Genomic DNA, 19255 nt, shown 5'->3' with positions numbered 1-19255 from the left:
ATCATATTGCCGTAGTTGATACTACGGCAATTGCATTGACTGTCAATCGATAAAATTACAGTAGTACCAAAAAATCGAATTTGCAGGAGCACAACATGGTACAGCCACGCGCCGGACAGGGTACGGTCCAGATTGCACTTCGGTTGCCGCCGGACCTGCGCGACAGAATAAAAGAAGCTGCCGAAAAACACGGTCGCTCCATAAATTCTGAAATTATCAACACGCTGAACGCGTTTTATCCGGAACGCATGACGCTTGAAGACATGGTTAGCTACCTGAAAGACCTGACAGAACAATCCGAGGGAGGTTCTCGCTCCGAAATTATGGCCGAACTTGAACACGTCCTCGAATTGATCACAGAAACCATCCAGAAGCCTGGCGCCAAATGACCCTGATCTGCCAGTGGGCGACAGTTCCACCGCCCTTGCCCTTCTTTGTTACGATAACCTGACTGTGGGGCAGGTTATGAGCCAAAGCAACCGCTTCTATAAACGCCGCGACCGCCGCGTTTCACTTGGATGCCGGATTTCCCGGCAACTAAACTGGCTTCGACTAATTCACGAAAAGCCTTCGTACTTTCAAGCGCCAACCAATCAGAAGGGCGGCGACTGTCTTCGGCTCCCGCCGCCTTCCACATATCGGTAAGGCTCAACATTTCGGCTTTAACCGTAATGTCGTGTCCATTATAGACAAGCGGGCCGGAATTTTGGATAATGTGCGTATTCATCGCGGTTCCCTATAAACCGTGGTTGATAGACGCACCGCCCTGCAAGGCGGTGTTGTTGCTTGATGCGACGGGAGTTGAGTTTCCAAGGCCCTCTCCCGTCGCCGCCATCTCCTTCTCCAAGATGCGAAGGATGATGTAGTTCATTGAGCGATCATGCTTTGCAGCGTTTTCAGATACCCAGTCCTTAATTCTTTGTGGCATTCGCAACCCAAAAGGCGCGATTGACCCAATCTTATCATTCATCTTTCTACTCCGTTACTGATTTGGTACGTAGCCAGATTGATACCATTACGTAACGTAGTCAAGAGTCTTTTGCTTATTCCGTATTTTTTTGGTATCGAGTCCATTATGGCTAGACCGAAATACCCAAGTGATCAGGTGGACAAGACGATGGTGCGCTTCCCAGAAGGGATGATGGACCGTCTGAAAGCTGCTGCGGCTGAAAACCACCGCTCCATGAATGCTGAGATTATTGCGCGGCTTGAAGCTTCATTTTCCAATTCATCGGGGAGCAAACTTACCGATAGGCTTTCTGAACAGGAAAAAGCCGAATTGTGGGATTTCATCCGCGATATTGCGAAAAACGAACGGAAAGAAAAGTAACGCTCTACTCATTCAGCCAATCCCAACATTTACTTTCAAGACGCGTCCTGAAAGGGCTTAGACAATGAACGGATCATGGACACTGGCTTTTGTGATTGCTCCTGCTGCGGTTGTCGCGCTGGCTTATGCCGCTGTCCGCTTGCACGAGTACCGGGAAGCTTCTGGGCGGCATAAGCCTAGGCATTCTCACTAATCAGAACCCCGCTCCGGCGGGGTTTTGCCGTCATATCCCTAACCAATTCGCCAGATCGTCTTTCTCCTTGGCACTCAACCCGCCATCATCTGGCGAGTGTGCTTTGATATAGCCTTCCAGCGCAGCGAAATATTGCCACATAGACATGCGGTCAACTTCTTCCGGGCTGAACCCAGCCGCTGCACCACTACCGTAGACTGCGGCAAATCGGAACTTCCCGTTCGGGAGATCGTCTAGCTGCTCTCCGCCTGATTTGCCGCGTCCTGCTCCCCCACGGCTTCCTCCGGCGCACCGACAAGGCCAGCGGATAGCACAGCTTGAGCGACCATGAGGCTCTCAACCGGCGGTCGATCTTCAACATACTCTCGGACCAGCTTCAGCGCTTCTGAAGGCGTCATGCCGCCACCAATCAATCCATACCGGATCGTTTCGCGGATGTCGTTCATTCTCCAAGTGCCGTTCATCAGGCGCTCTAGAATGACGTAAGGACCGGCGTCACAGGCTTCTTGCAGGCTGGAAAGTTGCCCCCAAGCAAGCCGGAAGCGCTGAAGCCCCGGCCCGAAATCCAGTTCTACGGTTGCGTTTCTGCTCATTATGGTGTTACCGGCGTTGTTACGCGGACCATTTCGCCATCGGACTGCATCGTCACGTTGAGCGTGGCACGTTGTCCGTTCTGAGCGCCAGCCTCAAGGCTTTCGATGTGCATAAGGCCAGTCCAGGTGATTGTCTTAGCGGGGAATTCCCATTCCACCTTCACCGGAATGCTGTCGATGCTTTCGAATGCTTCCAGCCAAGTGTCCACGCTTTCGGCAGCTAGCACACCCTCACCGGAAACAGTCATCGAAAGGCTGGTCGCATCGCGCCCGGTCCAATCCACCTTGTCAGGATCCTCACAATCCGGGACATTGATTTCTTCCAGACCCTTATTCAGCGTGATCGAGCGCTGAGTGAAGCCGCAAGGCGCAGCGTAGACGATGGGAGTGGCGTCATTCCCAATAAGAACTCGAAATTTACCGCCCTTGATGGTAGTGGCTTGTGCCATGGGGTTTCTCCATTTGACAGTGAAAAACCCGCCACAAAGGGCGGGTGGTTGCAGAATTGAATTTTCGGTTTTCTATGGCTGCTCTACGAAGGCTACGAAGGTCATAGCGCCATGTGAGGTTAAACCGTCTGGGTCTCGGAATACGCGGCTTATACGGTGGTTGAAAGTCACCAATGCGTTGTCTGCGAGCAATATTCCATCTTCTGGCAAAGCCTTGCGAACAGCGTCAACAATCCTTCGACACTCAGGAAATCCGACCGCTCTCGACCAGACATCCAGCTGCATCGTGACTTCAAAACCGTCGATACAGTCGGCATCGTCACTAACCTCATCGGATGGGCCGAACGACACATAAGGAAATGTGGGGCTGTCCGGCACCCGGTCGTAAATGCGACCGCCGATCAACGCATTTAGCTCAGGTGACGCTTTCAGCAGGGTAACAATCTGCCCTTGAAGCTCATAGGTTGGCGAAGTCATGCTACCCTCTTATCGACTTGCAGCAACTTTCTTTGCCGCCTTGTTGATGGCGCGGGTTATGCGGCCCTTCGCACGCTTTTTGTTGGCGCGATACGACACATAGAAATATGGTCTAGCCGCCATCTTCTGGGTGCCAAATTCAACCCAACGGGCGTAATATGCCTCGCTATTACCGGCATAGATCGTGATCGTTAGATCGGTGGCCAGCTTTGAAGCGAAGACCTTTCCAAGTGTCATTGCACCACGCGGAACATCGCCGTAGGTCCAGCCAATGCTATCCTTTAGGGCACCAGTGTCTTCAGGGACAAGTTTCTTTGCTAATTCCACAATCTCATTCGCGGACTGTTCCAGCGCCCTTTTAATCTCGTCCTTGGCTATCTGTGGCATCGCGTTGAGCTTTTTCTGAAGCTTCGCCAGACCGATTATCCGCGATTCCGTTGCCATCTGATTTCCTCGGCGTCTTGGTTTTCGTGGCTGCGCCTTTTGCAACAGCTGCTTGAGCGCACGGTGTCGTCACATTCCCTCTGAAGCCAGCAGGATAGGCTATGGTAATCTGAGGCTTCGGCTTCCAGTCGAAATCTTTGGTAAACTCTACCCAAGGCATGGCATCACCCCGTAGCTACGCCGCTTTCGCACGTGAGCGAGATGAACTGGCGGTTAACTTCGTGCTCTATATCTCTGATATTGAACGATTCCCCGGTGCGCACATCCCGAAGCATCCAGTCAGTCGAAATCAGCCGGGTATTGGAAGAATTGCGGACCCGGACAACCTGGGTGTGCTTGCCTTGGAGTCTGCCGGCAAGGACACTTTCACCGCCTCTGAGGTGGATGAACTCAGCGCGGGTCTGGAACTGCTCGACAAAGTCTGACACGGTATTGCCCATGCCGTCGTCAACGTCTTCGCGTTTCAGCAGCGCGACCTGATAATGAAGTTGCCCTGATCCTGCTTTTGCCATGGTCACACCTTTGGACGCCGGAATTGCCAGATAAGCGCCTCATACGCCGGGTTGCTGTCGATGCGTGGGCCTTCTGGATCGCCACGGTACGAGTACATCAAGCCGACATGCATAAGGATTGCTGCCTTGAGAGACGCTGGAACTTCTCCCGCCGGAACGCCAGCCGTATATTCGATAGTGACCGCATCAGGACGATATGCCGTAGCGGGCCACGTGTTGCCGTAAGTGGGCGTGACACTCGTCCCGCATGTGTAGTCCAGTGTCTTGTAGGAGGCCGCTGGGACGGTTTGCTCCACATTGTCAACATCGAAGTACTTCACCGATACAACGCTTGCCACAGGGCCATTACGGAGCCGCAGAAAGCTATCGAACGCACAAAAGGACTGCTTCCATGTCTGGGTGACAAGCGACATGTTCAGCTTTCGCTCAAGATGGTCTGTAGCTGCCTGAATAAAGCGCGTGATCTGATCGTCATCATCGGTAAACCCGGAGACAATCAGATGCTGGCGTGCTTCATCCAGTGACACCGGCGTCTCGGCTGGCGCTTGTGTGCGGACAGGAAGCAGCATCGATCATTTGCCCTTGTTCTTGTCGGATGCGCCTTCAGCCTTGTGCTTGTGCTTCGGCTCAGCTTTCTCTTGAAGGACGCCGTTTTTCACGAGGTGCGCGACATCATTTGGCGATGCGGTGCGCACGTCACCGGGCCGGTAAAACTTGTCGCCCTGATGCTGTCGTTTGACATCGTATTCCATTGCTCTCTCCTTCGGTTCAAGAAACGGGCGGCGTTAACCGCCCGTCGATTTGAGCCGAACTTAGCCACCAGAACCCGCGTTCACATCGCCGTAGATGAAAGCTTCTGGACGGTAGACGGCCAGAGCAAGACGTTCTTCTGCAAGGATGGTGACGAGGTTCTTGATGAAGTCGTCTTCGTTCTCGGTTGCGACTTCGACACGAGCCTGCCAGCGGTCGAAAATCTGCGCACCCAGCTTGAATGCACCGGTGAGGAACTTGCCGGCGGCCATTGCCTGGGTCGTGACAACCGGCAGACCCCAGAGGGTCGGAGCAATCGTTCCCTGCGGGTTGCCGATGATGTAACGGCCCTGGGTGTCCTTCAGGAGTTCGATCGAAGTCCAGTCAATCGGGCTGAGAACGTGACCAGTCGCCGGGTATTCAGCCAGAGCAGCCTGAAGCATCGCCACACGAAGGCGGTCAATGCCGGTCACGGTCGCGGGCATGGTCGTGCCAGCCGGGACCGCAAAGGCGGTTGCCTGCGGGATGATGCCCAGCAGGTTCTGGCCGGTGCCATCGCCATTGAGAAGCTGGTTCTCTTCGACGTAGGCCAGACCGTACAGCAGACGCTGATCGATAATAGAACGCAGCTGGGCGATGTCAGACAGCACCTGACGGGATGCCTTCATCCAGTGTGCGATGACCTTGGCAGAGGTCGTCACAAGTTCGAACTGAATGTCAGAACCAGGCTTTGCAGCACCTTCAGCCACCGGAGCGGCGTTGTTGTTGAAGCCCTTTTCCTTGACGTATTCCAGCGAGCCGCCGTCCATCTGGCCCTGCGAAAGCAGGTCACGGATCGTAAGACGACGCTGGGGCAGTTCAAGAACGCCCGGGAGGCGAGTGGCTTGGATAGCAGCACCAACGGAACCGGCGGCATTCGTGGTTGCCGTGGTCAGCGTGGCCTTGGTCTGCATATCCACACGGCCGCGAGGGTTCGCCTGACCGAGAAACTCCTTGACTTTGTCGTTCTCAACGAACTGTTCGCCAATGGACTTTTCACGGTCGCCTTCACCACCTGAACGGGCCGCCTTCTGCTCGATCTCGTCAAGGCGGGCCTTGAGTTCGTTCATGGCGAGAAGATTTTCGTCAGCCTTCTCCTTCAGGGCTTCGCTGAGGTCGCCGTTCTTCTTGGCTTCCGCCACGGCATTTTCAGCGATTTCCTTCACGGCATCGAACTTCCTCTCGAAGTCGGCTTTGACCTCAAGAGCAAGCTGCTCTACTGTTTTCCCTTCACTCATGGGAATATCCTTTCTGGACAAAGAGGGGTGGATTTAACCGCGCAACGCAGTCAGGAAGGCGGTTGCGTCATCTGCCTTTTCGCCCTCTGGCTCCCCCAGAGCGGCCTTAGCATAGCCAACAGAGGCAATCTGTGTAGCCATGCTTTTGGGAACACCTGCCTCACGCAAGATGTCCTCAAACTCTTTGATCGGCATGGGATTGCCATCGCGCAGACGGCGGGCAAACTCTTCCATGCGATCGGATTTCACTGCCTCGATACGGGCGCGCCGGTTGGCCGGGAAAGACACTGGCGAGATTTCGAGCAGGTCCAATTCCTCCAGGTTGCGCACATTGCCGTCGGGCGTTGCTTTGATCTCGCGGTAGCCGATAGACAGCCCGCCGATGGCATGCGCCTTCATGAGTGCATAGACCTCGCGGGCCTTCTGCACTTCCATGATGAGGCGACCTTTTCCCCAGAGGCCTTTTGCATCTTCGGCAAGGTCCTCCCAGATACCAATCGGCTCATTCGGGTTGTGCTGCCACAGCATGAGAACATTGGTTCCCTCACGCTTGTGTTTCGCAAGGCTCCTGGCGAAGGCCCCCGGCATGACGCGCTCGCCGTAGCTGTCCACGTTGCCGTAGACCGAGCCGTAGCCCGTAAAGGTGCCGTCTTCCGACAGGTCTTTAACCTGTAGGGCAAAGTCTTTGGTTTTCATCGAGATTTATTCCTCGTTGTCGGTCTGACGCGGCGTCAGTTCTCGGTCTTCACCGGCATCGGTGATCGGAACATTCTGCATCTGGATGCGTGGGATGCTGCCGCCCTCAACAGGTGGCAAATTCTCAAGCTCTCTGACCTCATTGATGGTCATGGCCCCGATAGCGGTCATCTGCTGGTAGAACTTCGCCCTGCCGCTGCTGTCGCCGCGCAGAAGCCCTTCCTGGTTAAATTCGATGATGATCCCGGCGGCCTTATCTGCTGGCGTCAGCAACTGCTTTTCGAGCGCCTGTTCGATACGCTTCAGACGACGGCGAAGTGTGAACTTCTGGAAGGCAAGGGTCTGCTGTTCAATGCCCGATCCCCAACTGGTCGATTTCGACGTATGGCCGACCATGTGAGGCGGGACACCGAAGAACCGGCAGATTTCCTCCACAGAGAAGGCCCGCGTCTCCAGCATCTGTGCATCTTCTGGCGTAATAGTCAGTTGCTGCCATTCCGTGCCGCCTTCAAGGACGATTGGCTTGCCAGCATTCCCGCTGCCGATCTTCGCGGCCAGTTTCTGTTCGGCGACCTCGCGCTGCTCTTCTGTCAGCCATTTCTCAAACTTCAGGACGCCAGATGGGCGAAGTCCATGCTGGAACATTGATCCCGCCGATTTGTCAGCGGCTTGAGCCAGCCCAAACACCCGGCGGCCAAAGTAAAGCGTTGACACCCCACCGAGAGGATTGCCGCCAAACCCACGGATATGCAAAATTTCGCGGTCCGTCGCTTCTTTTGCTTCCCCGTCCTCGGTCCACCGATAGACCAGACTGCCATCCGTCTTCCGCTGCACGCTCATGAGCGCAGGAAGAATAGGAGTGATAGCCCTCACCTTATTGTCAGACCGAGTGACCCGTGCGTAAGCGTTGCCCCAAAGCTCCACGGATGCAGCCATGAAATCCCAGAAATCAACTGCCGTCTGGTCATAGTTCGGGCTGTCATGCAGAACGTTGTAAAGCGGATGATCTTTTGCAAGCTCACGCGATCCGTCAGCGTTGGTCCGGTATACCATCAAAGGCAGTGACGAAATCGTCCCAGAAATCAGGTTCACACACGCCCAGACTGCCGAAAGCGCCAGAACATTGCGTTCCGTGATGATCTCGCCCGCACCGCCGATGCTGTCCGATGGATACCAAGCGTCAGGCTCACGAACGGTCAGGTTCCGCTTCACAGGCGTATCGCCAACGAAACCATTCAGCATCTTACGCAATAGGTTCACGCTGCACCTGCCAAGCTCTTGAAGTAATCGTCTATTCCGTCATATTCGGCCTCTTGCTGGATGAACCAGCCGAGAGACATAATGAGCGCTACCGCTCCGTCGATCTTGTTCTGGGGCATTTCCTTGCGCGGATAGACGTTCTCTTTCGCGTCGTAATGCCCGACCACATTGCCGATCATCCAATTCATCACTGCATTGCCGGTGTGATGGATGCGGCCTTCGCGCATAAGAGCATCAAGCGTCTTTGTCGCCTCACTCATGGTCGCCACAGTCTGCCGGTATTCCACCGCTGGCATTCCGTCCCGCTTGAGGTTCTGGATCATTTGCTGGGCTTGCCAAGGATCGGTAGCAACCGCCTGCAGGTTCAAGCCGGGCGCTTCTGCTCGAATGTCATCCTCAATGACGCTGAAATCGATTGTCTCACCGGCAGTCGCGGTAATATCACCCTGCAACTCCCAGCCGCGATACATCGGATGGCGATCTTCATCGATTGCAGCCCGTGGTAGGTAAAAACGCGGAAAAACATAGTAATGCGCCTTCCCGTCTATCAACCTGCGGTATGTATTCACGCGGGCCGCAATATCGACCTTGCTGGCGAGATCAAGGCCGATGACGCATTCATCGTCGGCAAAATCTGCCTCATCCAGCGTCCGATCCTCGCATTTCCGCCACCACTCGGTGTCGAACAGCGCCGAATTGGCATCCACCCACACATTAAGGTGCTTGGTGAGGTAATTCGCCCTCGCCGTCGCGACCTGCCGGGCCTTTGCCGCCGTTTGCATGACAATCTTTGGATCGACCGAGACGCCCCAATTCGGATTGGCCTTGCGCAAAGTCTCCTCTGAAAAGGGATCGTCGCCCTCATCAATGGTGTAAATGATCCCGAATACCGATTCCGCCACCTCACCGCTGACGTGACCGGCCAGAACATCAAGGACGAACTTCCTCACCTCGTAGCAGATACCGTGCTTGTTGCTGCCCGCCGTGGTGATCATCCAGAGCATCGACTGAGGACGCTTGCCGAGGCCGGTTTCCAGCACATCGTAAACATCACGGTTCTTGTGAGCGTGAAGCTCGTCCACAATCGCCAGATGGATATTCAGACCATCCAGCGTGTGGCCGTCTGCCGACAGCGCCTTGAAAGAACTGGATGACTTCAACTGCACAATTGCTTGCGCCGTCACATCCACACCGAAGCGCTTGCGATATCCTGGCATCTTGCGAGCCATGGCTTGCGCATCGCGGAATACGATACGGGCCTGATCGCGGGTTGTGGCAGCCGAATAGACTTCTGCACCGGCTTCGCCATCCAGCGCCAGCATGTAAAGCCCCACCGGAGACGATAACGACGACTTGCCATTACCTCTGGGGACCTCGACATACACCCGGCGAAACCGCCTGTTGCCCTCAGCGTCAACCCAACCGAATGCCGTGCTCAGGATGAATACCTGCCATGGCTCAAGGATCATGAGATCGCCACGGGATGCGGCAGGCCCTTTGATATGTGGGCAAAGCTCGACAAACCGGCACACCCGATCAGCCCTGGCGGCGTCGAAATGATACCCGGCCGGCGGATTATCTAGATCTTTCAGCTGTCTTGCACATGCCTGATAGACATACTTGCAAGCCGGTATTGCCCCCGAAACCACGCCGCGAGCGTACTGATGCGCCTTCTGCGAATAGTTCAATGCGCCCTACCGTCAAATTCTGCGAATGGATCGTCTTCCTCGCCCTCGTGGGGCTGGTAAACCTTCGTTCTGTCCACTGGCGTTGCACCAAGTGAGGATAGCGCCATGCGGTAATTCCCGTAGAAGCTGGCAGGCAGGTCGGCGGTATTCCCGTCCATAATATGTGCTCTCATCAATGAGACGATTTCCACCGCGCCCCGATCCTCGAAGGTCAGCCACGGCAATTCGTCTGCAAATGTTGCCCAAGCTTTTTTTGCCGTCCTTGGCAGGTAATCCGGGGCCTTCCCCAGTCCTCGACCTGACGTTATTGGTTCACTGCGGTGCTTAAATCTCTGGGGGTCGTGCTTGTCAGCGCCGGTCAGCGCCGCTTTTGCAGTCGGCGTTCGCGGTCGTGCCATTTCAGCCCTTTGCCTTTTTTTGAATTGCGGATGCGTGTAAATGCTGGGCGCGCGGGTCTACAGCCGAACGCGATCCAGACTTTTCTCCACCCCCCCCGCCCCATGCTATTTGCCCATATCAAGCCACAGAGAGCGATTTGCGAGTTTTGCGACGCGATACAGCCAATCACCCCAAACGCTTTTCAGCGGTCAAATATGGAGGTGCCTGTCTACCCATCGATCTTTGGGCGCGGTTGGGTATCCATCCAGCCCGACGATACGATGCTCTATCTTCTTACGTCTGATTAAGTCAGGGCGTCGATAGTGCAGGCGCTCGATAGACTGGCATGCTCCATCGTGGCAGACGTCGCATACTGCCCATAGGTTGCTTTCATTGAAGAACAGGGCTTCATCGCCCTTGTGTGGTATCAGATGGTCGCATACTGCGGGTCTTAACCCGGTTGCGCCCTTCTCCGATCTACCTTCTCTCAGGATCACACCGCACATCTGGCAGGTGAACAGGTCACGGACGAGGATGGACCATCGTAGCTTCTGCCATCTCGCTGTCTTGTACCATTGTCGATAGGGCTGCGCTGTATCTCGGTCTGGCCTGCGCGCTCTGCGCCTATCGCCCATCTCTATCCCCTCGCCTTAAGCTCTGCTGCTACTGCCGCCGCTGTCTGATGATCGAGATTGGCGTCTAGCAGGTCGTGCATCTCTGCCCGTATCTGGTCAGCCTCATCCGTCTGCCCTCGCATGACTGCTGCGAGATGGAGATGCCTTGATCCTACGATGTCCTGCCATGTGGCTTGCATAAGCAGCTCGGGCTTAGGCATGGCAGATCACCCCGCGACCAGAAATAGTTGCGCAAAGAGCAGCGGGACTGGATAAGCCGATAGAGCAGCATCCCGCTGAGGCAGTGCCTCGAATCAAAAAGCCGCCCACCCGGCGGCCCGCAGGTCAGGACGCAATCCTGCATCCTGAAATCATGTGTCATAAATAAAGCAATTGCCACAGCCATGCAATCGATATTTTGTGCTCGCACAGCCTGTGGATACCAATATGTGCCAAAATTGCGGTGCCTCAAGTCCCGCGCGTCGCCGTCAGCGTGGCGTATGATCCATGAGGGCTGCATGATCCCGTATGTGACCCGGTGCGCGACAAGCCCCGCCGTTCAGGGCGGGGAAGGATAGCGCGGACGGTGCTCTATAGAGTGCCGTCCTTGCGTTTTTGCGTGAAAAAATGCCTGTAAAGCGCATTGCAGACGAGACGTATATCACCCAGCATATGCGGGTAGTATTGGTCCATCTCTAGCATGTACTGCACCGCGGCATACAAATTGCCATTGCGCGTCTCTTGCTGCGCCTCGTCGATTGCCCGGCGCGCATCAAGATACGCAATCTCGACGCGCTTTACCCAGTCCTCATAGGCGTCAGGATCAAACGCCCCCACAGTGCCCGAATGCTCATAATATGCGCCGGGCGATAGGTGCGCCCGACGCCAGCCGTTGTAGACCTGCCTATAGCGCTCCGCGGCGTTATACTGGTCAGCACTGATCCCGTCCGAATTGTCCCTACGCCAAGCCAGATGCAGACGGCCTAGATTGTCGGCGGCTAGGTCACTCAGGGCCTCTGAGGCCGTCAGCCCCAAAATCCTCATCCGTGCCTCCATAGCCACCCTACGTGGATCCTCCTTGGCGCGCGATGGCCGGCCATTAGGCTCCCGTAGCACATCCGGCTTCCTTGGCCTGCCTCGTCCCCTTTTGGCCGCCAGTTTTTGCGACTTGGTCTTCATCCACCCTCCATTATGCAGCTAGCTTCGCCGCACCACGACGATAAGAGCACTTGCTAAGCTGTTGCTGCCTCCGCGCTACATCAAATGGCTCAAGGCCCTGCGCAATGCGGATTTCGTCGGCTATTTGGATCACACGCTTGATGTGGACGATCTTCGGCTTGCCTTTCCCAAGCCGGATGCGCATCGTGCGGCCACGCCTACAGTCTACCTCATAGCCATAATCCGCCAGAAATGCCGCTAGCCTGTAGATGTCTACCCCGTCATTAGGCGCAAATTTCCGCACGCCATTTCTGGCAATGTAGTCGTCGACCAGGGCTGAAATATCTGCTGGCACTGATTTAATCCGCACTTGTGAGGTAATCATCAGGCCGCCCTCCTAGATTGATCGTCCCAGCGATAGCCGTGCTTGTCGAAGCCATCGCCGTCTTGCAGGAATTGCTCTGGAACACGGCACCCCGCGTCTCCCGGCATCGGCCCCCACACCGATGAGAACCAGCACCGATTGTCGCGGGCATAGCTCATCCTCTTGGTCCATTTCGCCGTGAGTTCTTCCGGTGAAAGTTCGCTGTCTGGCTTCGGCTTTTCCGCAGCTACAGGCTCCGGCGACCAACCAGCCTGCATCGCATTCCGTCCCCATTCGGCCTCGAAGCTGAGCCATCCCTTCTCGATCATCAGGTCCGCCGCCTGATCCGGCGTAAGGCCACAGGCATCCTTGGCCGAGGCGAGGCGCTTGGCAAGAAGTTCGGCGGCGCGTTCGGTCAGCGGTTTTTTGATCTTCGCCCTGTGTTCGACCACTGCGGCTGCAATGGCTTCGGAAAGGACGGATTGCAAAACCGTTTTGGGGGATTTCTTTTGGGCCCCTTTAGGGGCCTTTTCTTTAGGGGGATTAATTTCTTCGGAAGGGGTACGGGGAAACCCTTCTTTATCAAGGGGGATGTCACACTTGTCACGCGTGACATGCGTGACATGCGTGACATCGCGTGACATAGCTTTATTAAGACGACGCTTCTGTTGCCGTAGACGAGCAAGCTCGCGCTTATGCGCTGACCGCTCCCGCTCAGCCTCTTCTACTGCCTTGGCAACGCACACGATCTGCTCGGCAGAGCATCCAGCTTGGAGCATGGCCTCTAACACTGAGGAATTGATTGTCATTTTAAAACCTCGCCGCGTTACGAACTGCCGAACAGGCAACGTCAATGAACAGGTCAATCGATGTGACCGGCCCGTTGCGCTGCTTGGCGATGACAAATTCAAGTTTGTTCTGGCAATCGGCCAGACGGTTGATGCGCTCGTCTTCCTTTTCAGGAGACAGGCCCTTTTCCCGTTGAAGGTAATAGGCTTCCCGGTAGAGGAAGATGATCGTGTCCGCGTCCTGCTCGATCGCACCACTATCTCGAAGAGACGACAGCTGAGGTCGCTTGTCGGCTTGGCCTTCAAGTCCACGATTAAGCTGTGAGAGAAGAACGACCGCTATTCCATACTCACGCGCCATGGATTTAAGCGCGGCCGTCATTTCGGCAATTTCATTGGTTCGGTTGCCAGAATAACGGTTTGACGCTCTGATCAATCCCAGATGGTCGATCATGAGAAGTTCAAGCGGTGTTCCGCCTTCTTCCATCTTCTGCATCATGCTTTCGAGCTTGATGCGAATATCGGTCATGGAAAGGCCGGACTGCTCTTCGATCAGGAGAGGAAGGTTTTCAATCTGCCTCGCCGCGTTTTCGAGAGCGACTAAGTCCTGATGGGTTACTCGTCCTGTGATGAGGTCCTGATATGGCACTTTGATCCCCATATCATATGCCAGATCGGTCACGGCGCGTGCCGCCAGCTTGTCAGCATCCATTTCAAGGGAGATGAAGCCCACACCATGCCCCGCCTGTGCGACTTTAAGACAGGTGGAAAGACCAACAGTCGTTTTCCCCATAGAAGGACGGCCACCGATCAAGGTAAGGTCGCGCTTATGAATGCCGCCGGTACTGTGGTTTACGTCCGTAAGCCCCCATGTGATGCCTGTCAGGCCTGTTCCTCGCTCATGGGCTTCCTTGGCGGCGGCAAAAGCATTGCTGGCAGCATCCATGATGGAAATCTGGGATTTGCGCCGTGGCCCGCGCCGGACCTCGGAGAGAATATCATCTGACGCCATGCCGAAAGATTTCACCAGCTCAACCGGATTGGTCGCAGGATCGTTCGCAGCATCGAGCAGCAAAGCCGCCTCTTTGGCGATCTGGGCCTTTGCCCACTGTTCAACGACGCGCTTAGCGGTGTTCTCCAACGCCGCGCCGCCGTAGACGGCACTGACTGCCAGCCGGGAGATATAGGACGCAAGGCCCTCGCCCGTCGCTGTCTGGTACTGATCCTTGACGTTTTCCGGGATGAGCTTGATCACCACGTTGGGTTTCGTGGAATTCATCCGTTCATAGGCCGTCTGGATGGCTGAAAATATCTCGCCATGGATAGGCTCAAGGAAATGATGGGCTTCCAGCCGACCAGAGACGCGGCGGAAGTCCACGCCGAGAAGCAGGGTTGCGAGAACTTCCTGCTCTATCTCGATTACGAAACTGGATTTTTCGGGGATGGCGTTCATATTCCCGCCCTCCGCAGATTTTCATGATCCGCAAAAAGATCGATGAAACGACGCCAGGCGAGAGCGGCCTTCGTGCCGTCTTCATATTTCAGCGTCTTCTGGGCCGTCACAGCTTTATCGACGTAGTCTTCCCAAGCCTCGCCCATCTGCTCGGTAATCTCGACCATGGTCCTGCTCATGCTGTCACCTGCGCTTTCAGTTGGATATTCCAGCCCATCAGCGCGGTCTGCACGTCTCCCAAAGAGCGGCAAACAGCATATGGGATTAAGTTCTGATCGAACCAATCAAGCCATTCTGTCTGTGCTGCTGATGGCCTTCCTTTGTCAGTCTTGATTTCGATGAAAGCGACCGCGCCACCCTGCTGGATCAGGGCAATGTCAGGCACGCCCGCCTTTACGCCAGCAGCCTTGAGCATTGCGCCTGTTTTGGCGTCACGGCGGCCGCCATTGGGTATATGGATTGCCCTGATGTACGACGGCAAAGCTGCATCCAAAAAGCGCATTGCCTGCTTCTGGATCTGCAATTCACGCTGGCGCATCTCACCACCCCATCAGGATTTTGAGTGGGGTGACGATGACAGCTGCCATGATGATGGCGTATCCAATGATCAGGACAGCCCATGCGATGCGATGATCATTCATGTGCCCCTCCCAGTATTTCCGGGCATATCCATTCCGCTAGATTGGCCGCGTGATGGCGCAGCCATACAGCTATCCTGAGCCGCCTCTTGCGCGACAAGCATCGCAACAAGACGGGCGGTTTCTTCTCGGTATGCTGCATGTTCTTCCCTTGCTTTTATGATCGCCCGCATATCCTCGATTTCGCGGTGCTCGATCCGACTGGCTTCTTTATTAAAAACGGCTCGTACACGCCGTCTCGTCCACGCAGGGTTACGCTTACTCAGCTCTTGGTATGCGCGCTCCAGCATTGCCTTGACTGGCTCGCGCAGGCCACGCGCACCAATAATCTGGTCGAGAAGGGAAGCCGCGACTTCTACATCAGTCATTGCCGCCTCCTTGTGCTTGGCTGGAAAATCCAAGTTCTTGGGTGAAATTTCCACGTTCATGGACAACTCCGTTGCTAGGATGCTCAACGGATAGGGAGTTCATCTGTAGCAACGGAGGTAGATCGTGGAGCATATAGGCCATGCAGCATGGCGCACTTTGCAAAACGCACGCGCTGCTATGGCCAGAAAAGAGAGATTGGATGACAGTAAAAAATCCACCACGCGAAAAGCCCCGGACGGTACGCAAAACCAATCCGTCCGGGTAGCTTTCGGGAGCAAAAAGTGAGCGGGGCTTATTCATCGCTGCCGCCCCGCTCAAAATGGGGAGCCGTGGCGCAGGAGGCGAGCGCCACGGCTTTCGTCTGCCGATTTAGGGAGAAAGGCACAGGCAGACGAATTCAAATTCTTCAAAGCATGCTCACGGTCGATGAAGGACTTCAGGCGCGAGTTGCTCATACCGACGCCCTCACAGAACGGGAGCGCTTGGGAGGTGGAGGTTCAAAAAACCAAGCATCATCCCATCTAAGTTTCCGATCCAAAGCCGCCGCGCGGATGGCCTTCATTTCATCTAGCGATGGAGCAACGCCATTTTCCCATCTGGATATTGTTGCCTGCGTTACCCCTGCCAAAGCTGAAAATTCAGCTTGGGTGAGCTTAAAGACATTCTTTCGGATGTGTCGGAGCGTGTTCATGGGGCCGTATAATATACGCATACGTATAGATTTCAAGAGCAAAATTATACGTGCTCGTATTTTTCTTTTTGCGTTTGGTGTGGCTAGATATCCCTATGAGAAAAATTGACTTCTACCTTCGATCTATCCTCAAGGCGACCGGCTGGAACCAATCTCAGCTGGCTGAGAGGCTTGATACGACGCAGGCAACGGTGAGCCGATGGCTCAAGGGCTCCGAACCCGAGGGGCATAGGCGCGATGCGATTGTCGATCTTTACAATTCGCTCGTGAAATCCAGCGAAGATAGCAGCGAGACAGGAGGTATCGTTGCGGTCATGGGATATGTTGGTGCAGGCGCCGAGATCGAACCAGAGTTTGAACAAACGCCGCCTGAGGGGCTAGAGGAAGTCCAAGTGCCCTTCCCGCTTCCTGCTGAAATGATAGCGTTCCAAATCCGCGGCGATTCAATGCTTCCTGTCTATAAGGACGGACACATCGTCATCGTTTATCGCGAGCAAAAGAGGCCTCTGGAGACATTTTACGGCGAAGAAGCGGCAGTGCGCACGTCCGATGGGAAACGCTTTATCAAGACCATAATGCGCGGCGTGAATGGCGTGAACCTGTTTTCGTGGAATGCCGCCGTGATCGAGAATGTCCAGTTGGAATGGATTGGAGAGATTTTCGCCATCCTTCCTCGTTCTTCGATACGGCATGTCGAACGCAAGGGCGGAATTCAAGGGCGTCTTCGTATCTCATAGCAAGGCGCTTTGGCGTGATCAAATAGGGCAACACAGGGGGTAGCAACCATGCGGGGAATATGGGCGGCGGGGATCGCTTTGATCGTGGCTGGATGCGTCCAACCTCAACGGCCCGCGAAAATGTCGGGACCTTTTCCGACGAAACCGGCTGAGCAGCCCGTCGACAATCCTTGGTATCCGGGAGAGACGAAAGTCGTTCAAGACCTGATCGGAAAGGTCACAGTCTCGAGACAGGGTATAACACCATCTGGCTCAACCTATCGGTACTATTCAGACGGAAGCGGTTCGGTGACGAATGGTGCAGCCAGCTGGTCCCTCTCTTGTAAAGTAGACAAGATCAGCGACCAGAAGAAGTGCGAAATTACCAACCATCACGCCGACCTTTTCATAAACTACGGTTCATCACCCTCGCCCCGGTGGATTTGCTCAATACAACATGACTTCCCCGGTCGGACCGGGGCTATCCGTGTCGACGGGAATAAGGCAATGACTACAGACACAGATGGCTGTGTTCCGGGATCAAGGATTAGCCAATTCCTCGCCGGGAAGAGTGTGACGGTCCGAAGCGTCAAGTGGCCTTACGATTATGACCGGGATTCGACCGGTCCACTCACCGGATTAAAAGATGCGATGGATTTGGTCACACATATCCGGGCGAATATTTCAAATATCAGTTTCTAGATTGAAACGGATCAGGGGGGCATGAATGATTGATGAGAATTTACCACCTTTGCCGGTGGTGAAGGACCCAAAGAAATGGCGTGACGCCAAGGTCAGGAATGCGAAGGTTGACCTTACTGCTCGTGATATCGACCTGATCATCAGCATTTTTTCCACGACACATCACGCATTTCTCGAACTGTACGCGGCTGTGACAGGCGCAGGCGGCGCAAGTGCAGAAAGGCGGCAAGAGTTTGCAAAGCAGGCGTTCGGTTCAATGCATCAATCGAGTGCTATGGTTACCGAGTTTCTAAACTCGTTCATTGAACGCGCTGACAATGGTGAGTTCGATGGCCAATAAAAACCCCGAATACTTGCAGGTTGTGACCGACGCCTTTCAAGCCAATAACTCTACCGAAGAGCTGCTATTTACCTTGAAAGATGGCGGCGGCGGCGGTACATTTGACGACATGGAAGCACGTGTCGCAAAATTGGAAAGCCTTGCTGAAGACACCCGCAGTACGCTTGAAAGCATACAGCGGCAGCTTGCTCGTATCGATACAAAATTAGATGGCAAGCCCGATCAGGGGTGGATCATCACCCTTTTAATCGCAGTTTTTGGCCTGTCGTTTACCGTAATCGCGGCCACAGCTGGCGTATTTGCACTAATTAAGTAAGTCAGCCGCTCTCCATTCTGAAAGGAAGGATCGGCATCTAAGACCCTACCAAGGGCAACCCCGCTCCGGCGGGGTTTTTCATTTGCATCTGCTAAAACGGCATTTTGCCGCCGCTAGATGTTCTTGCGATCTGCGTCGATTAGGACCGCGCAAATATCCGGCAGCATCCTGGCATCATAGCCGTCAGCAATGGTATTGGAAGGTGTCACGAACCGTATAGGAGTATTTGCGCGCACATCTAATCCATTGATTTCCATGCCTTTATTAGCTAATCTAGCCATTAGAGCAGGTATTTTGCGCGCGCCTCCTTTACCGCCCCCCTCTGACATTCCTATACCAGATTGTAGCGATCTTAAGCTCAATACTCGTGTCTCATCCTCCAGCACGTAACATTGGATTTCTATATCGCCAAACTGAAGTTTGCGATCATCAGACCCACATATCGCCTTAGGTAGATTTGCGCGCTCTTTCTTAGCTTCAACACCTTTGAGAGCGATTTCCCTCCTTCTTTCTGGTGACACCGCCTCTTATGCGCCCGTATACGCCAACGCAATTATTTTTATACGTTCACGCATTTTTTCTGTTGACCTTTATACGTATGCGTATATTATACATCTCAACAATCAAGTTGGGAGCTTCACCATGAGCGGACAATCCGAAATGCAGGCGATTATCGATCGCCAGATCGCGCAGCTACAGCGCATACGCGATGATATCCCATCGCTGACCTGCTACGACCTTATTGACCAAGGCGAGAGCGCATTCAGCGTCAAGCGCATCCTCGATGCGATGCTGGAGGCCAATATGGAAGCCGTCATCGGCGCCATCGATATGCTGCGCTCTTTTGGCAATCATGGATATATTAGCAGATACGAATGCGCACGGCTCCGAGCCAATCAGCGCGATGATGTCGATGACCTCATCTACGATGCGCTTGAAGCCGCAAAGATGATGTCTCTCGGGGAGGTCGCGTGATGCGTGACCTCATCATCGACTTCATTAGCTTGATCGCGGTTTCCGTTTTCACTGCCACTTTTTGCATGTGGGCGGCATATTTTG

29 protein-coding genes are annotated in these 19255 nt (G+C 54.6%); 7 read left to right on the top strand and 22 right to left on the bottom strand.

Translation table 11 applies throughout. From position 1 onward, the window contains the following. Positions 1-95 precede the first annotated feature (95 nt). Complete coding sequence (locus ACFO1V_RS03130) at positions 96-389, top strand: Arc family DNA-binding protein (RefSeq protein WP_374833012.1); 294 nt, start codon at positions 96-98, stop codon at positions 387-389. 74 nt (positions 390-463) lie between these two features. Here the strand turns inward: ACFO1V_RS03130 and ACFO1V_RS03125 are convergent, their stop codons facing one another. Beyond that, complete coding sequence (locus tag ACFO1V_RS03125) at positions 464-727, bottom strand: KilA-N domain-containing protein (RefSeq protein ID WP_374833014.1); 264 nt, start codon at positions 725-727, stop codon at positions 464-466. A gap of 9 nt (positions 728-736) precedes the next feature. Then, entirely contained in the window at positions 737-970 is a 234-nt protein-coding gene (locus ACFO1V_RS03120; RefSeq protein ID WP_374833016.1) for an Arc family DNA-binding protein, read from the bottom strand. Between the two features lie 105 nt (positions 971-1075). Between ACFO1V_RS03120 and ACFO1V_RS03115 the strand changes: the two genes are divergently transcribed. Beyond that, positions 1076-1330, top strand: coding sequence for an Arc family DNA-binding protein (locus tag ACFO1V_RS03115; protein WP_374833018.1), 255 nt, complete (start codon positions 1076-1078; stop codon positions 1328-1330). A gap of 426 nt (positions 1331-1756) precedes the next feature. Here the strand turns inward: ACFO1V_RS03115 and ACFO1V_RS03110 are convergent, their stop codons facing one another. From ACFO1V_RS03110 to ACFO1V_RS03020, 19 genes are all read right to left on the bottom strand, one after another. Continuing rightward, the gene (locus ACFO1V_RS03110; RefSeq protein WP_374833020.1) at positions 1757-2116 is read right to left on the bottom strand and encodes a gene transfer agent family protein; all 360 of its coding nucleotides are present in this window, start codon (positions 2114-2116) and stop codon (positions 1757-1759) included. Next, positions 2116-2565 carry a phage tail tube protein gene (locus ACFO1V_RS03105; RefSeq protein ID WP_374833022.1) on the bottom strand — a complete coding sequence of 150 codons (450 nt, stop codon included), beginning with the start codon at positions 2563-2565 and terminating at the stop codon, positions 2116-2118. The genes ACFO1V_RS03110 and ACFO1V_RS03105 overlap by 1 nt, the downstream gene beginning before the upstream one ends. Positions 2566-2637: 72 nt before the next feature. Beyond that, on the bottom strand, positions 2638-3042 hold the full coding sequence (locus ACFO1V_RS03100; protein ID WP_374833024.1) for a DUF3168 domain-containing protein: 405 nt from the start codon (positions 3040-3042) through the stop codon (positions 2638-2640). A gap of 9 nt (positions 3043-3051) precedes the next feature. Beyond that, positions 3052-3486, bottom strand: coding sequence for an HK97-gp10 family putative phage morphogenesis protein (locus tag ACFO1V_RS03095; RefSeq protein WP_374833026.1), 435 nt, complete (start codon positions 3484-3486; stop codon positions 3052-3054). Positions 3487-3650: 164 nt separating this feature from the next. Continuing rightward, on the bottom strand, positions 3651-3998 hold the full coding sequence (locus ACFO1V_RS03090) for a phage head closure protein (protein ID WP_374833028.1): 348 nt from the start codon (positions 3996-3998) through the stop codon (positions 3651-3653). Positions 3999-4000: 2 nt separating this feature from the next. After that, positions 4001-4567, bottom strand: coding sequence for a head-tail connector protein (locus tag ACFO1V_RS03085; protein ID WP_374833030.1), 567 nt, complete (start codon positions 4565-4567; stop codon positions 4001-4003). A 3-nt stretch (positions 4568-4570) separates the two neighbouring features. Further along, entirely contained in the window at positions 4571-4750 is a 180-nt protein-coding gene (locus ACFO1V_RS03080) for a hypothetical protein (protein WP_374833032.1), read from the bottom strand. Between the two features lie 60 nt (positions 4751-4810). After that, a complete protein-coding gene (locus ACFO1V_RS03075; RefSeq protein ID WP_374833034.1) occupies positions 4811-6025 on the bottom strand; it encodes a phage major capsid protein in 1215 nt (404 codons plus the stop codon). A gap of 33 nt (positions 6026-6058) precedes the next feature. Further along, the gene (locus ACFO1V_RS03070; protein ID WP_374833036.1) at positions 6059-6721 is read right to left on the bottom strand and encodes an HK97 family phage prohead protease; all 663 of its coding nucleotides are present in this window, start codon (positions 6719-6721) and stop codon (positions 6059-6061) included. Between the two features lie 6 nt (positions 6722-6727). Next, positions 6728-7981 (bottom strand): phage portal protein, encoded by a 1254-nt coding sequence (locus tag ACFO1V_RS03065; RefSeq protein WP_374833038.1) that lies wholly within the window; start codon positions 7979-7981, stop codon positions 6728-6730. Beyond that, positions 7978-9669, bottom strand: coding sequence for a terminase large subunit (locus ACFO1V_RS03060; RefSeq protein WP_374833040.1), 1692 nt, complete (start codon positions 9667-9669; stop codon positions 7978-7980). The genes ACFO1V_RS03065 and ACFO1V_RS03060 overlap by 4 nt, the downstream gene beginning before the upstream one ends. Then, entirely contained in the window at positions 9666-10067 is a 402-nt protein-coding gene (locus tag ACFO1V_RS03055; RefSeq protein WP_374833042.1) for a hypothetical protein, read from the bottom strand. Before ACFO1V_RS03055 ends, ACFO1V_RS03060 begins: the two co-directional genes overlap by 4 nt. Before the next feature lie 1185 nt (positions 10068-11252). Next, the gene (locus tag ACFO1V_RS03050; protein ID WP_374833044.1) at positions 11253-11840 is read right to left on the bottom strand and encodes a hypothetical protein; all 588 of its coding nucleotides are present in this window, start codon (positions 11838-11840) and stop codon (positions 11253-11255) included. 10 nt (positions 11841-11850) lie between these two features. Continuing rightward, complete coding sequence (locus ACFO1V_RS03045; protein ID WP_374833046.1) at positions 11851-12204, bottom strand: hypothetical protein; 354 nt, start codon at positions 12202-12204, stop codon at positions 11851-11853. Then, a complete protein-coding gene (locus tag ACFO1V_RS03040) occupies positions 12204-12827 on the bottom strand; it encodes a hypothetical protein (RefSeq protein WP_374833096.1) in 624 nt (207 codons plus the stop codon). Before ACFO1V_RS03040 ends, ACFO1V_RS03045 begins: the two co-directional genes overlap by 1 nt. A gap of 166 nt (positions 12828-12993) precedes the next feature. Then, positions 12994-14424, bottom strand: coding sequence for a replicative DNA helicase (locus ACFO1V_RS03035; RefSeq protein WP_374833048.1), 1431 nt, complete (start codon positions 14422-14424; stop codon positions 12994-12996). After that, positions 14421-14591, bottom strand: a complete 171-nt coding sequence (locus tag ACFO1V_RS03030; protein WP_374833050.1) for a hypothetical protein — start codon at positions 14589-14591, stop codon at positions 14421-14423. Before ACFO1V_RS03030 ends, ACFO1V_RS03035 begins: the two co-directional genes overlap by 4 nt. Positions 14592-14599: 8 nt before the next feature. Next, on the bottom strand, positions 14600-14962 hold the full coding sequence (locus ACFO1V_RS03025; RefSeq protein ID WP_374833052.1) for a VRR-NUC domain-containing protein: 363 nt from the start codon (positions 14960-14962) through the stop codon (positions 14600-14602). Between the two features lie 99 nt (positions 14963-15061). Continuing rightward, the gene (locus ACFO1V_RS03020) at positions 15062-15490 is read right to left on the bottom strand and encodes a hypothetical protein (protein WP_374833054.1); all 429 of its coding nucleotides are present in this window, start codon (positions 15488-15490) and stop codon (positions 15062-15064) included. 222 nt (positions 15491-15712) lie between these two features. Here ACFO1V_RS03020 and ACFO1V_RS15495 point away from each other — a divergent pair, with 222 nt between their 5' ends. The 4 genes from ACFO1V_RS15495 to ACFO1V_RS03000 all read left to right on the top strand — a co-directional run bounded on the left by ACFO1V_RS15495 (position 15713) and on the right by ACFO1V_RS03000 (position 18196). Then, complete coding sequence (locus ACFO1V_RS15495) at positions 15713-16231, top strand: hypothetical protein (RefSeq protein WP_445438789.1); 519 nt, start codon at positions 15713-15715, stop codon at positions 16229-16231. Beyond that, the gene (locus ACFO1V_RS03010; RefSeq protein WP_374833058.1) at positions 16218-16859 is read left to right on the top strand and encodes a LexA family transcriptional regulator; all 642 of its coding nucleotides are present in this window, start codon (positions 16218-16220) and stop codon (positions 16857-16859) included. Before ACFO1V_RS15495 ends, ACFO1V_RS03010 begins: the two co-directional genes overlap by 14 nt. A 706-nt stretch (positions 16860-17565) precedes the next feature. Further along, complete coding sequence (locus ACFO1V_RS03005; RefSeq protein ID WP_374833060.1) at positions 17566-17880, top strand: hypothetical protein; 315 nt, start codon at positions 17566-17568, stop codon at positions 17878-17880. Beyond that, positions 17870-18196, top strand: a complete 327-nt coding sequence (locus ACFO1V_RS03000; RefSeq protein WP_374833062.1) for a hypothetical protein — start codon at positions 17870-17872, stop codon at positions 18194-18196. The genes ACFO1V_RS03005 and ACFO1V_RS03000 overlap by 11 nt, the downstream gene beginning before the upstream one ends. Positions 18197-18309: 113 nt before the next feature. On the opposite strand, the gene ACFO1V_RS02995 is transcribed toward ACFO1V_RS03000, so the two are convergent. Beyond that, a complete protein-coding gene (locus tag ACFO1V_RS02995) occupies positions 18310-18717 on the bottom strand; it encodes a hypothetical protein (RefSeq protein WP_374833064.1) in 408 nt (135 codons plus the stop codon). A 121-nt stretch (positions 18718-18838) separates the two neighbouring features. Between ACFO1V_RS02995 and ACFO1V_RS02990 the strand changes: the two genes are divergently transcribed. Further along, entirely contained in the window at positions 18839-19171 is a 333-nt protein-coding gene (locus ACFO1V_RS02990) for a hypothetical protein (RefSeq protein WP_374833066.1), read from the top strand. Positions 19172-19255 lie beyond the last annotated feature (84 nt).

The organism is Daeguia caeni (assembly GCF_042653845.1).
Classification (GTDB): domain Bacteria; phylum Pseudomonadota; class Alphaproteobacteria; order Rhizobiales; family Rhizobiaceae; genus Brucella; species Brucella caeni.
This window is presented reverse-complemented; position numbering and strand designations above follow the sequence as displayed.